Annotated in this window: 12 protein-coding genes and 1 pseudogene; 8 read left to right on the plus strand and 5 right to left on the minus strand. The window is 45.7% G+C overall.

From position 1 onward, the window contains the following. Positions 1 to 101 precede the first annotated feature (101 nt). On the minus strand, positions 102 to 539 hold the full coding sequence (locus tag MKX38_RS05385; protein WP_003233231.1) for an HIT family protein: 438 nt from the start codon (positions 537 to 539) through the stop codon (positions 102 to 104). A gap of 486 nt (positions 540 to 1,025) precedes the next feature. Between MKX38_RS05385 and ecsA the strand changes: the two genes are divergently transcribed. Genes ecsA through MKX38_RS05400 form a run of 3 tightly spaced genes read left to right on the plus strand, consistent with a single transcriptional unit; the run spans position 1,026 to position 3,718 of the window. Next, positions 1,026 to 1,769, plus strand: coding sequence for an ABC transporter ATP-binding protein EcsA (gene ecsA, locus MKX38_RS05390; RefSeq protein ID WP_003233230.1), 744 nt, complete (start codon positions 1,026 to 1,028; stop codon positions 1,767 to 1,769). Next, on the plus strand, positions 1,762 to 2,988 hold the full coding sequence (ecsB, locus tag MKX38_RS05395; protein WP_017695369.1) for an ABC transporter permease EcsB: 1,227 nt from the start codon (positions 1,762 to 1,764) through the stop codon (positions 2,986 to 2,988). The genes ecsA and ecsB overlap by 8 nt, the downstream gene beginning before the upstream one ends. Before the next feature lie 19 nt (positions 2,989 to 3,007). After that, positions 3,008 to 3,718 (plus strand): EcsC family protein, encoded by a 711-nt coding sequence (locus MKX38_RS05400; RefSeq protein WP_220396612.1) that lies wholly within the window; start codon positions 3,008 to 3,010, stop codon positions 3,716 to 3,718. A gap of 17 nt (positions 3,719 to 3,735) precedes the next feature. On the opposite strand, the gene sndC is transcribed toward MKX38_RS05400, so the two are convergent. The 4 genes and pseudogenes from sndC to hmoB all read right to left on the minus strand — a co-directional run bounded on the left by sndC (position 3,736) and on the right by hmoB (position 7,315). Next, on the minus strand, positions 3,736 to 4,926 hold the full coding sequence (sndC, locus tag MKX38_RS05405) for an N-acetyl amino acid acetylase SndC (protein WP_041052746.1): 1,191 nt from the start codon (positions 4,924 to 4,926) through the stop codon (positions 3,736 to 3,738). Positions 4,927 to 4,998: 72 nt separating this feature from the next. After that, positions 4,999 to 6,390, minus strand: a complete 1,392-nt coding sequence (locus tag MKX38_RS05410; protein WP_339188879.1) for a hypothetical protein — start codon at positions 6,388 to 6,390, stop codon at positions 4,999 to 5,001. 64 nt (positions 6,391 to 6,454) lie between these two features. Next, positions 6,455 to 6,770 (minus strand): annotated as a pseudogene (locus MKX38_RS05415) (hypothetical protein). 44 nt (positions 6,771 to 6,814) lie between these two features. Beyond that, the gene (hmoB, locus tag MKX38_RS05420; RefSeq protein WP_044052575.1) at positions 6,815 to 7,315 is read right to left on the minus strand and encodes a heme-degrading oxygenase HmoB; all 501 of its coding nucleotides are present in this window, start codon (positions 7,313 to 7,315) and stop codon (positions 6,815 to 6,817) included. Between the two features lie 121 nt (positions 7,316 to 7,436). On the opposite strand from hmoB, the gene MKX38_RS05425 reads away from it, so the two are divergent. The 5 genes from MKX38_RS05425 to MKX38_RS05445 all read left to right on the plus strand — a co-directional run bounded on the left by MKX38_RS05425 (position 7,437) and on the right by MKX38_RS05445 (position 13,917). After that, positions 7,437 to 9,581, plus strand: coding sequence for a transglycosylase domain-containing protein (locus tag MKX38_RS05425; protein WP_076457908.1), 2,145 nt, complete (start codon positions 7,437 to 7,439; stop codon positions 9,579 to 9,581). 121 nt (positions 9,582 to 9,702) lie between these two features. Continuing rightward, positions 9,703 to 10,764, plus strand: a complete 1,062-nt coding sequence (hemE, locus tag MKX38_RS05430; protein WP_017695362.1) for a uroporphyrinogen decarboxylase — start codon at positions 9,703 to 9,705, stop codon at positions 10,762 to 10,764. Between the two features lie 71 nt (positions 10,765 to 10,835). After that, on the plus strand, positions 10,836 to 11,768 hold the full coding sequence (gene hemH / locus MKX38_RS05435) for a ferrochelatase (protein WP_029317559.1): 933 nt from the start codon (positions 10,836 to 10,838) through the stop codon (positions 11,766 to 11,768). 14 nt (positions 11,769 to 11,782) lie between these two features. Beyond that, complete coding sequence (gene hemY, locus MKX38_RS05440; protein ID WP_003245394.1) at positions 11,783 to 13,195, plus strand: protoporphyrinogen oxidase; 1,413 nt, start codon at positions 11,783 to 11,785, stop codon at positions 13,193 to 13,195. A 146-nt stretch (positions 13,196 to 13,341) separates the two neighbouring features. After that, complete coding sequence (locus tag MKX38_RS05445; RefSeq protein WP_014479348.1) at positions 13,342 to 13,917, plus strand: TetR/AcrR family transcriptional regulator; 576 nt, start codon at positions 13,342 to 13,344, stop codon at positions 13,915 to 13,917. The last annotated feature ends 63 nt before the right edge of the window (positions 13,918 to 13,980 follow it).

Raw genomic sequence — 13,980 nt, forward strand, 5'->3', positions numbered from 1 at the left:
TTATCCTATCACAAAAATTCAGTTTTTTGATAAAAAATTAGAATTATCAAAAGAAATTGACGGATGTTTGCGAAATGTTCACAAAATAAAATAACCTCATCTTATGATGAGGCCAGGCGTTTTGCGATAGAGGAAGAGATGTTCTGCAGATCCTCCGGTTTATAATCATCAGCATGCGTTTTCCAAACCGCTCCGAATCCATCTCCTTTTCCGTAGCGAGGGATAATATGCATATGGTAGTGGAACACAGATTGTCCAGCTTTTTCGCCGTTATTGTTCAGCGTATTTAAGCCGATCGGTTCAAATTCATCCCGGATAGCGCGGGCGATTTTTGGAACAGCATGGAAATATTGTTTTGCTAATTCATCTGTAAATTCATATACATTCTCAATATGTGTTTTCGGAATGACAAGCGTATGGCCTTTTGTCACTTGGCTGATATCAAGAAAGGCAAGTACATGTTCATCTTCATACACCTTCGCGGATGGAATGTCGCCGGCAATAATTTTACAAAAGATACAATTCTCTGCACAATGCATGAGGGTTCCTCCTTATGAAATTGTTTAGTATGTATATACTCATCGTACCACAGAAATGCAGAAAATAGAAAACAGGATGAACGGCGAGCGTTCACCCTGAATGCAGAGGAAGAGCTTATATGAAGAAAATGTGTTATGCCTTTGGTAAGCACCTCATTTGTCAATAAAATGAAGACTTGTTTAATGCCTAACGATTCCTGCGATAAACACCTCATTTGACAATTTGCTTCATACATGAAGAATTCATCAATTCAGTGAAGAGAAATGGTTTGAGCATTGGACATGTTTATTTTCTATCCAACTGTTTCTAAGACGTCTTTGACAAACACCTCATTTTTCAGTTGATATGCTTTTCCTCTACAACTATTATGATGTCCAGAACCTGTCTCTTTATGACAGCAAATTCATCATTTGTTAAAAGGGAATTGTTTCAAATCAGGCCTTGTTTTTGGTACTATGAAGAAAAACACTATAAGGGGAGAAACTATGTCTCTGCTATCGGTAAAAGACTTGACCGGCGGATATACAAGGAATCCGGTTTTAAAAAACGTATCATTCACCCTTGAACCGAATCAAATTGTCGGCTTAATCGGGCTGAATGGTGCTGGTAAAAGTACAACAATCAGACACATCATCGGGCTGATGGACCCGCATAAAGGTTCAATCGAATTAAACGGTAAAACGTTTGCTGAGGATCCGGAAGGCTACCGTTCACAATTTACCTATATACCTGAAACACCTGTTTTATACGAAGAATTGACGCTGATGGAGCATCTTGAACTAACAGCCATGGCATATGGACTGTCAAAAGAAACGATGGAGAAAAGGCTGCCTCCGCTACTAAAGGAATTCCGAATGGAAAAGAGGCTGAAGTGGTTCCCGGCCCATTTTTCTAAAGGAATGAAGCAGAAGGTTATGATTATGTGCGCATTTTTGGCAGAGCCTGCGCTCTACATTATTGATGAGCCTTTTCTAGGGCTTGATCCGCTTGCCATTAACGCGCTGCTTGAACGGATGAATGAAGCGAAAAAAGGCGGGGCGAGCGTGCTGATGTCAACACACATTTTGGCAACGGCAGAACGCTATTGCGATTCGTTTATTATTTTACATAACGGCGAGGTGCGGGCGCGCGGCACGCTGTCAGAGCTCAGAGAGCAGTTTGGAATGAAGGACGCGGCGCTGGACGATTTGTATCTTGAGCTTACAAAGGAAGACGCTGGCCATGAATAATATGCTTGATATTTGGCAGTCGCGGCTGCAGGAGCATATCAAAGAAACAAGAACATACATGAAATATATGCTCAACGATCACCTCGTCATTGTTTTGATTTTTTTTCTAGCGGGCGCTGCAAGCTGGTACAGCAAATGGATACGGGACATTCCCGCTCACTTTCCGTCCTTTTGGGTGATGGCCGTGCTGTTTTCGCTCGTGTTGACAAGCTCTTATGTGCGAACGCTTTTGAAGGAGGCTGACCTTGTTTTCTTATTGCCTCTTGAAGCAAAAATGGAGCCTTACTTGAAGCAGGCGTTTGTCTACAGCTATGTGTCTCAGCTGTTTCCGCTTATTGCGCTGAGCATCGTTGCGATGCCGCTTTATTTCGCAGTCACACCGGGAGCTTCGCTCGTATCGTATGCCGCGGTCTTTGTCCAACTGTTGCTGCTGAAAGCGTGGAATCAGGTAATGGAATGGCGAACGACTTTCCAAAACGACCGCAGCATGAAACGGATGGACGTCATCATTCGCTTTGCGGCGAATACACTCGTTCTTTATTTTGTTTTCCAATCTGTTTATATGTATGCGCTTCTCGTCTATGTCATTATGGCTGTTCTTTATCTGTATATGTCTTCCGCAGCAAAACGGAAAACATTTAAATGGGAAAGCCATATTGAGTCCGAATTGAGACGAAAGCAGCGTTTCTATCGGATTGCCAACCTGTTTACTGATGTGCCGCATTTGCGAAAGCAAGCCAAACGAAGAGCTTATCTCGACTTTTTGCTGCGGCTTGTGCCGTTTGAACAGCGCAAAACATTTGCCTATATGTTCACCCGCGCCTTTTTGCGTTCGAGCGATTATTTGGGCATTCTTGTCAGATTAACGATTGTTTTCGCGCTGATCATTATGTATGTCTCAGCCAGCCCGCTGATTGCAGCGGTTTTGACTGTGTTTGCCATTTTCATTACGGGCATTCAGCTTCTGCCGCTCTTCGGCCACTTTGACCATCTGGCGCTTCAAGAGCTGTACCCTGTGAAAAAAGAAACAAAGCTGAAAAGCTATTTCTCTCTATTAAAAACTGCACTTAGTATTCAAGCGCTGCTGATGTCTGTTGCATCTGCCTATGCAGCCGGCTTGACCGGTTTTCTGTACGCGCTGATCGGTTCTGCCGTTCTGATTTTTGTTGTTTTGCCTGCTTATATGACGACCAGGCTGAAAAAGCACGGAAAGCTGTGAACTGAAAAGAGGTAATCAAATGACAGATAATCAGCTGCTGATGCAGGAAGCTTTGGAATGGAAAATGCATTTTTTGCGAAAGGATTCCATGTTTGAACGCTTTTCGAAGCGTGTCCAGACGAAGGTGAATGAACGGATTCCTGAAAAAATCCATACGGTCGTCACCGAGAGTGTGAAAAAAATGGTAGAAGCGACAATGGCCGGCTCTAATATCATCACCTATAAAAAGGATACAAGTGCACTGTCGCTCAGTGAAAAAAACGAATTGGCGAAAAAAACGATTGTTTCTTATCAGAAAGTGGCAGCTGCTGAGGGAGTCGGCACCGGAGCGGGCGGCATTTTTTTAGGCATTGCTGATTTTCCGCTGCTGCTTTCAATTAAGATGAAGTGTTTATTTACCTTGTCTTCCATTTACGGCTTTAATGTCAAGGATGCACAAGAAAGGATGTTTTTGCTGCTCGTGTTTCAGCTTGCGTTTTCGAGTGATGATGGCCGTAAGTCGCTTTTTTCTGTCATCGAAAATTGGGAGACGGAGAAAAAGAGCATCGACTGGAGAGTGTTCCAGCAGGAATATCGCGATTATATCGACGTCGTGAAGCTTTTTCAGCTTTTGCCGGGCGTAGGAGCGGCAGTCGGCGGAATTGCCAATTATAAGCTGCTTGCTCAGCTTGGAGAAACGGCAAGACATGTTTTTCATCTGAGGATATTAAAGGAAACAGCCGGAGAATAAACACTCCGGCTGTTTTTTTATAGCTGATGATAGGTGATCGCAGCGCCGGCAAGGACCTTGGCCGCTGTCAGCATGGCTTTTTCGTTGATATCAAATTTCGGATGGTGGTGGGAATAGACTCGCTCTGGCTGTTCGGGAGCGGCGCCTGTAAAGAAAAAAGTGCCCTTCACGTTTTGTAAGTAATAAGCAAAATCCTCGCCGCCCATTTGTGGTTCACCGTCAATGACCTGCTGAACGCCCTCGGTATTCTTTGCGGTGCTCACCAAGTGGTTCGTTTCTGCAGGATGGTTCACAACCGCTGGATAACCCTGTTCATAGGTGTACTCATAGGACGCGCCGTGCATGCTGCATATTCCTTTTACAACCGCTTCAATTTCTTTCTCCAGAATGTCCCGGACATTTTCATCAAAAGAACGCGCTGTGCCGATGAGTACTGCTTGGTCTGCGATGACATTAAACGGATTGTCGGCGATGAAGGAGCCTGTCGAAATGACGGCGGATTGAATCGGATTGACTTTGCGACTGACAATGTGCTGCAAAGAGGAAACGATTTGCGAACCGATCAGGACGGCGTCTTTAGTATCATGCGGATGAGCGCCGTGGCCGCCCTTTCCGAAGACTTTAATCGTAAATCGGTCCGCCGCCGCCATGACGGCGCCGGGGCGGCAAAGAATAGTTCCGAGCGGCTCAGTTGCCCAAAGATGAGTGCCGAATATCACATCCGCGTTTTCGAGACAGCCGTCATCAATCATTGGCTTTGCGCCTCCCGGATAATATTCTTCTGCATGCTGGTGGATCATCACAAATGTTCCCTTCAGTTCATGTCTGTTTTGGTGAAGGACCTTGGCCACTGCGAGAAGAGCTGCGGTGTGGCCGTCGTGGCCGCATGCATGCATGACACCAGGCACTTTGGAGGCGTAAGGGACATCTTTTTCATCTTGAATGGGGAGAGCGTCAAAGTCGGCCCTCAAAGCGACTGTAGGGCCGGGTTCGCTTCCTTCTATATATGCTAAAACCCCTCTGCCGCCAACGTTTGTGCGGATTGGGACTCCTAACGATTCATAATAGGAAGCAATAAATGCGGCGGTTTTTTCTTCTTGAAATGAGAGCTCAGGATACATATGAAAATGGCGCCTGATCTCAACCATTTCTTCAAAACAGCCGTCGAGCTGTTTGTTTATCTCTTTCTGCAGTGTGGATATGGACAAAGCCGCTTCCCCCTTTTCTATGCTTTTCCATGATTGTATAGAAAAAGTCTGAATATTTCAACTCATGCTGTTTTAAAGCATCATCACAGCTGCGAGGGTTGTCACCAAAAGGCCAATCGCGACGGGAATGAAGTTTTTTCTGGCAAGCTCAAAAGGATCAACTTTGCAAATGGCCGCGGCGGGAATCAAAGCCCATGGGACCAGTGTTCCTCCGCCCACCCAGATGGCAGAGATTTGTCCGAGCGCGGTCAGAATAGCGGGATCGGCATGGAGAGCGGACGAAAAGAGCTTTGCGATGGAGCCGGCGAGAGAAATGCCAGAAAATCCTGAGCCGTCAAGGCCTGTTATGGCTCCAGCGGCAGTTAATGCAGTGGCGGCAAGCTCCTTTGACATAGGCATCATATGGGATAAAGCAATGCCAAGATCGTTGACAATGCCGTGGGAACCTTTAGGGAGTGAAGTGCCCAGTATGCTTTCATAGCCTGAGTCGCCAAGATAAAAGAAAGTGGCAATCGGGATGACGGGGCCGAAAACCTTAAAACCGAACTTAAATCCGTCAATAAAATAGCCGGTGATTTTTTCAAGCCCTTTATGCTTATACACGAAAAAATGAACGGTAAAGAGGATACAAATTGCAGACCCGCCAATTAACGCGGTTGCATCATTTCCTTGTAGGTTAAACAAGAGCATGCAGGCGATATCTGCAAGAAAGGCAAGCGGAATCAAAAAAGCCAGTATGGACCGCAGGCGTTTTGGCAAGTACAGCGAGTTGTCTTGTTCGCCGGAAAGAACGGGGGAAAAAGAAGCGGGATGCTCCTGTTTTTTGCGTTCGCGCTGAATCATGATAAAGGCAGCAGTTGTTGTTGTCACACCCATAATCAGCACAAGCGGAATACTGGCCGAGACGACATCACCGACTGGAATACCTGCTGCATCCGCAGTCAGCTTTGGCGCCGCCTGAATGACAAAGTCTCCTGACAGGGCAAAACCGTGTCCGAATAAGTTCATGGCCATGGCCGCGGCAAGAGGCGTCAAACCGGCACGCGCGGCTGCGGGGAGCAGGACGGCGCCGATCAAAGCGACACCCGGAGAAGGCCAGAAGAAGAGAGAAATGGCGAACATCAGGCCTCCAATCAGCCAATAGGCAGTCACAGGCCCTCTCATAAGGCTTGCAAAGGGAGAAATCATCGCTTCATTTATCCCTGTTTTTGTTAACAAATCACTCATTGAAACGATAAAGCAAATGATGAAAATCGTGGGCAGCAGTTCGCCGGCAGCATAGATAAAGCTGTGGAATAAACTGCTGACAGAAGCTGAAAGTGAATGGCTGGCCCATAGCGATATGATAAAAATGCCGAATAGAGAAATAAATGTCGTGTCTTTTCTCAGCAGCATAAATAGGATAATTACTCCGATAAAAAACACATACAGAACATGGACAGACAAAATCCCGACTTCCATCATCGATCACTCCTTCCGCTACAGATTATTCATAGGCGGGCGGAAGGTGCCGGGACAGAGGGGAAGGTTATGATGGAAGATGAACATTGATCTGTTTCAGCTGCTCAATCAGATGATGCCTTAATCCTCTATTCGCTTTTTGCAGATGTTTTGGGAAGCATTCAGGAGAAAAAATGACGCACCCTTCAGCAAGCCAGTTTTTTCTATAGGCGATGATGCTTTCCGATGGCTCTATATGAGTTATCCTCGTGCTGCATCTCGTACTCATCAAATCCGAACTGAAAACCGCAGCACGGGCAGATTTCATGAGAATGATTGCCTTCATGATCATATGGCGGTTCAGCCAATCCCTTAAACCCGCAGACTGGGCAAGTATGCTTCATTTTGCTTTCCTCCCAATAAAATAAGCTGCCGGACATGCCGGCAGCTATTCGACAGCGAAATATGTGGTGACATAGGAAGGCCGGGAGAAGATCGACGTTGTGTCAATTCCGGCAGATGTATCGCGTTTTTTGTGGGCTTCTTTGTAAGAACCGGACTGCTGCCAGTCTTGAAAGGCGCTTTCCGTTTCCCACAAGGTCAGAATGACATAGGTGTCACTGTCAAGCGGACGGAGCACTCGAATTGCTTCAAAGCCAGGCTCATTTTCGACTTTTCCCGCTCTGTTTTTAAATCTGTTTTCAAACAGCGGACGCCCTTCCTGAGTGACGGCAATATTGTTCAATACTGCAAAACCGGGATGCTTGATCTCTCCGACTTGGTCAATGACTTCATAAGCGTGTGGTGCCTGGAAAACGGTTTCTCCGTTTGTTTCATGAATCAAAATGGCGTTTTCCTGCCCCTGCATCAAAAGGATATTTTCTGAGGGATGCTTCTCTACGATCGTTTTTAAAAAATCGGCTGTCCCATATGTAATATAAACCTTCATATCAGCCACCTCCTGCTTGCTAGTATATCAAAACAATGGTATAAGTTTCTATTGGCGAGTGCTTCGAACATAATTCCAAACAATTTTTCCCATACTACCTTTAGAAAGGCGAGGTGAGTTCATGTTTAAGATAAAGAAAAAGAAACTTTTTATACCTATCATTATTTTAGTGTTAACTGCTTTTCTCGCTTTAATAGGATATATTTCAATTATTTTTCTCGGCCATTATGTCATAGATGAAAAGAAGCTGATACTTCATGCTTCTTCAAAAATTGTTGATCAAAACGGAGATGAGGTTGCAAGCCTGTATACAGAAAATCGTGAGCCGGTCTCGATCAATGAGATTCCAAAGCAGGTCAGAGAAGCGTTTATCGCTGTTGAGGATAAAAGGTTCTATGAGCATCACGGCATTGATGCAAAATCTGTCGGAAGGGCAGTGTATCGCGATATATTAGCAGGCGGAAAGGTGGAAGGCGGAAGCACGATCACCCAGCAGCTTGCCAAAAATATTTTTCTGACACATGACAAAACGTTTCTAAGAAAAACAAAAGAAGTGATCATTGCGATCAATCTTGAACGGGATTACAGCAAGGACAAGCTGCTTGAAATGTATTTAAATCAGCTTTACTTCGGACATGGGGTTTACGGCATACAAGCGGCGTCCCACTATTATTTTAATAAAGAAGTAAAAGATTTGACTGTATCTGAAGGCGCTGTTTTGGCCGCTATTCCGAAGGCGCCTTCTACGTACTCTCCAATTTTGCACCCTGATAAAAATAAGGAGCGGCGTGATACAATTCTAGGTATGATGAATGACCAAGGCTATATCAGTGCGAAAGAGGCTGTCACCGCACAGGGCCGAACGCTTGGACTGCACGTGAAGAAACAGTCGGAAACACCTTGGTTTGACAGCTACATTGACCTTGTGATCAAAGAGGCGGAAGACAAGTATTCCATTTCCGGAGAGCAGCTTCTTCAAGGCGGATACACGATCAAGGTGCCGCTCGATTCGAAGCTGCAGAAGACGGCTTACCAGGTGATGAAAGAGGGAAGCTATTATCCCGGAACAGATCAGAATGCCGAGGGAAGCGCGGTATTTATTAATAACAAGACAGGCGGTGTAGAAGCGGCCATCGGCGGAAGGGATTACACATCCAAAGGATATAACCGTGTCACAGCTGTCCGCCAGCCGGGTTCCACATTTAAGCCGCTTGCTGTATACGGACCGGCGATGCAGGAAAAGAAATTTAAGCCATATTCTCTATTGAAGGATGAGTTGCAGTCCTACGGAGATTATACGCCGAAAAACTACGACAGCATGTATGAGGGCGAAGTCACTATGTCTGACGCCATTACGTACAGCAAAAACGCGCCGGCTGTCTGGACGCTGAATGAGATCGGCGTCGAAACAGGAAAATCTTATTTGAAAGCAAACGGCATTGATATCCCTGATGAAGGCCTTGCTCTTGCTCTAGGCGGCTTGGAAAAAGGCGTTTCACCGCTCCAGCTTGCCGGCGCGTTTCATACATTTGCCGCGAATGGAACGTATACTGAACCCTTCTTTATCTCGAGCATAATAGATGAAGACGGAGAAACAATAGCCGATCATAAAGAAGAAGGAAAGCGGGTTTTCAACAAGCAGACGTCTTGGAATATGACGAGAATGCTGCAGCAGGTAGTCAAAAAGGGAACGGCCACGTCCGGCACCTATCACGGCGACCTGGCGGGAAAAACAGGTTCAACATCTTATACAGGCGTCTCCGGCGCGACAAAGGACGCCTGGTTTGCAGGCTATACGCCGAAAATAACCGGGGCAGTCTGGATGGGCTATGACAAAACGGATCAAAACCATTATTTGAAAGCCGGGAGCTCATACCCGACGCGGCTGTTTAAGGATATTTTGACACAGGCAGGAGAAACCGGTCATGTGTTCACAAAGCCTAAAAACGTTAAAGACCTGGAAAGCCCGATTGAGCTGAAGCCGGTCAAAACACTCACAGCCGATTACACATTTAAAGCAGCGGGGCTCTTTACTATTGAATTAAAGTGGGACGCTCAAGAGGATGATCGGGCCGTATACAGAATTTATGTAAACAAGGACGGCGAGGAGACGCTTCTTGATTCGGTTGAAGGGAAGGGAAGCTATGAAATTCCTTATGCCAACTTATTTTCGGGCGCGTCTTATAAAATTGTGCCTTATAATACACAGACAAAAAGAGAAGGGGAAGGAACCGATTACGTTCAGCCAAAATTGTTTTCCTCTTAATGGAATTCGGCGATTTTTTGAACTTTGAGCTACATTTCTATACCATTTGCCTAAAACAAGGTATAGTGTAATAAGTCAAGAAATACGAACGTATGGTTGCCGTATGAAAGGTGGAAATCAGATGAGTAAACGAGAAACGTTTAACGAGACGTTTTTAAAAGCTGCGCGGGGAGAAAAAGCGGATCACACGCCTGTGTGGTATATGAGACAAGCAGGGCGCTCACAGCCGGAATATCGCAAGCTGAAGGAAAAGTACGGATTGTTTGAGATCACACATCAGCCCGAACTTTGTGCGTATGTCACAAGACTGCCGGTTGAGCAATACGGAGTCGATGCTGCAATCCTTTATAAAGATATCATGACGCCGCTGCCGTCAATCGGTGTGGATGTTGAAATCAAAAACGGGATCGGTCCTGTGATTGATCAGCCAATCCGGTCTCTGGCGGACATTGAAAAACTCGGCCAGATTGATCCGGAACAGGACGTGCCGTACGTGCTTGAGACGATTAAACTGCTTGTCAATGAGCAGCTGAACGTCCCGCTCATCGGTTTCTCAGGTGCGCCTTTTACGCTTGCAAGCTATATGATCGAAGGCGGCCCGTCGAAAAACTACAATAAAACAAAAGCCTTCATGTACAGCATGCCAGATGCATGGAATCTGCTGATGTCCAAGCTTGCCGACATGATCATCGTGTACGTGAAAGCGCAGATTAAGGCAGGCGCAAAAGCGATTCAAATCTTTGATTCGTGGGTCGGCGCATTGAATCAGGCAGATTACAGAACATACATCAAACCCGTGATGAACCGGATCTTTTCAGAGCTCGCAAAGGAGAATGTGCCGCTGATCATGTTTGGCGTTGGCGCAAGCCATCTTGCAGGTGATTGGCATGACCTTCCTCTCGATGTTGTCGGGCTTGACTGGAGACTCGGCATTGATGAAGCCAGATCAAAAGGAATTACTAAAACAGTGCAGGGCAACCTGGACCCGTCCATTTTGCTTGCGCCATGGGAAGTCATTGAGCAGAAAACGAAGGAAATACTTGATCAGGGTATGGAGTCAGACGGCTTCATTTTCAATCTTGGCCATGGGGTATTTCCTGATGTCAGTCCCGAGGTTTTGAAAAAACTGACAGCATTTGTCCATGAATATTCACAAAACAAAAAAATGGGTCAATATTCCTAAGCATATCTTTTGGTATCTTAATGATATCCTGTCAAAATGTTTGTATCAGATCATTAAAGAGGGTGTAAACAGTGAGTAGAAAGAAAATGGGGCTTCTCGTGATGGCGTACGGCACGCCTTATAAGGAAGAAGATATTGAACGTTATTATACACATATCAGAAGAGGCAGAAAGCCTGAACCTGAAATGCTTCAAGATTTGAAAGACAGATACGAAGCGATTGGCGGCATTTCACCGCTTGCCCAAATCACAGAACAGCAGGCGCATAATCTGGAACAGCACTTGAATGAAATTCAGGATGAGATTACGTTTAAAGCGTATATCGGACTGAAGCATATCGAGCCGTTTATTGAAGACGCCGTAGCAGAGATGCATAAGGATGGCATTACAGAAGCAGTCAGCATCGTGCTGGCGCCGCATTTCTCCACGTTCAGCGTTCAGTCCTACAACAAACGCGCCAAAGAAGAGGCTGAAAAACTCGGCGGCTTAACGATTACGTCAGTTGAAAGCTGGTACGATGAACCGAAGTTCGTGAAATATTGGGTTGACCGAGTGAAGGAAACATATGCGTCAATGCCTGAGGATGAAAGAGAAAACGCAATGCTCATCGTATCCGCACACAGCCTGCCGGAAAAAATCAAAGAATTTGGAGACCCGTACCCGGACCAGCTTCATGAATCGGCGAAATTAATTGCTGAAGGCGCAGGCGTTTCCGAATATGCTGTCGGCTGGCAAAGTGAAGGGAACACGCCTGATCCTTGGCTCGGACCCGATGTTCAGGATTTAACACGTGATTTATTCGAACAAAAAGGCTATCAAGCATTTGTATATGTTCCTGTTGGGTTTGTCGCGGATCACTTAGAAGTGCTTTATGATAATGATTATGAATGCAAAGTGGTTACTGACGATATCGGCGCAAGCTATTACCGGCCGGAAATGCCAAATGCCAAGCCTGAATTTATTGATGCTTTGGCAACAGTCGTATTAAAAAAATTAGGACGTTAAAGAAGGCGATGAACATGAGTGACGGCAAAAAACATGTAGTCATCATCGGCGGCGGCATTACCGGTTTAGCCGCCGCCTTCTATATGGAAAAAGAAATCAAAGAAAAGAATCTGCCGCTTGAGCTGACACTTGTTGAGGCAAGTCCGAGAGTCGGCGGGAAAATCCAGACTGTCAAGAAAGACGGCTATATTATCGAAAGAGGGCCAGACTCATTTCTGGAACGAAAGAAAAGCGCCCCGCAGCTTGTTAAAGACTTAGGTCTTGAGCATTTGCTTGTCAACAATGCGACCGGGCAATCCTATGTGCTTGTAAACCGCACCCTGCATCCAATGCCGAAGGGCGCTGTAATGGGGATACCGACAAAAATTGCGCCGTTTGTTTCTACGGGTCTGTTTTCCTTGTCTGGGAAGGCCAGAGCTGCAATGGATTTCATCCTGCCTGCGAGCAAAACAAAGGATGATCAGTCATTGGGAGAATTCTTCCGCAGACGTGTCGGAGATGAAGTGGTCGAGAACTTAATCGAGCCGCTTCTATCAGGGATCTACGCAGGCGACATTGACAAGCTCAGCCTGATGTCGACATTTCCGCAATTTTACCAGACGGAACAAAAGCATAGAAGCCTGATTCTCGGCATGAAAAAAACAAGGCCTCAAGGCTCAGGCCAGCAGCTGACGGCAAAAAAACAAGGGCAGTTCCAGACTCTGTCAACCGGTTTGCAGACCCTTGTAGAAGAGATCGAAAAGCAGTTAAAGCTGACGAAGGTGTATAAAGGCACAAAAGTGACCAAACTCAGCCATAGCGGCTCTTGCTATTCGCTCGAACTGGATAACGGCGTCACACTTGATGCTGATTCAGTAATTGTGACTGCTCCGCATAAAGCGGCTGCGGGAATGCTTTCTGAGCTTCCTGCCATTTCTCATTTGAAAAATATGCACTCCACATCCGTGGCAAACGTCGCTTTAGGTTTCCCTGAAGGCTCCGTCCAAATGGAGCATGAGGGCACGGGTTTTGTCATTTCAAGAAACAGTGACTTTGCGATCACAGCCTGTACGTGGACGAATAAAAAATGGCCGCACGCAGCGCCGGAAGGCAAAACGCTGCTTCGGGCATATGTCGGAAAAGCCGGAGACGAATCCATTGTCGATCTATCAGATAATGACATTATCAACATTGTGTTAGAAGACTTAAAGAAAGTCATGAACATAAACGGCGAGCCGGAAATGACATGTGTCACCCGATGGCATGAAAGCATGCCGCAGTACCATGTCGGCCATAAGCAGCGTATCAAGGAGCTGCGTGAAGCACTTGCATCTGCGTATCCGGGTGTTTATATGACAGGCGCTTCTTTCGAAGGTGTCGGCATTCCCGACTGCATTGATCAAGGAAAAGCTGCCGTGTCTGACGCGCTTACCTATTTATTCAGCTAAAACCTCCGCTTTATCGCGGAGGTTTTTTTGATGTGCAATGGCAATATTGTGTAAAAAAATGATTGAATTGAACGGCAGGTTATGATACATTTGCATATGTACTTAATGACTAAAATGTTCAAACGGTCAGTTTCGAGGTGAATACAATGTCAATAGATCGAAAAAAGCTCATTTTGGAGGCGGCTACAAAGTCTTTCACGCAGTTCGGGTATAAAGCGACGACAATGGATCTTGTCGCAAAACTTGCGAACGTGGGGAAGGGAACCATTTATACTTTTTTCAAAAACAAAGAAGAGCTGTTTGACGAGATTTTCACTACTTTATTAAAGGAAATGAAACAAAAAGCGGATGAAGCGATGGAGCCGAACCTTCCGTTCCATGAAAATGTGCACAGAGCGCTGTTTGCCATTCTGGAGTTCAGGAAAACACATCAGCTGACGATTAAAATTTTCCAAGAGAATGCCGAGATTGGTACAATGGCTGTTCAGGAAGTGATCCAGAAAATGGAGCGAGCCATACTGTCTTATATCAAAAGTAAGATTGAAGACGGGATCAAAAGCGGCGCAATCAAGCCGTGCGACCCTGAACTGACAGCCTTTGTGATGCTGAAGCTTTATATCGCGCTCATTTTTGACTGGGAAAAACAACACCCCCCGCTTGATAAAGAGACAATTGCGGGACTGCTTGAATTGTATGTTGTCAAAGGATTGTCAGCGAACTAGATAATCCTTTCTCTTTGCAAGAAAATGACCATTTTTCATGATGAGTCAGTTTTAGAATGGAGG

Origin of the sequence: Bacillus sp. FSL M8-0025 (assembly GCF_037975475.1) — a bacterium.
GTDB lineage: Bacteria > Bacillota > Bacilli > Bacillales > Bacillaceae > Bacillus > Bacillus subtilis.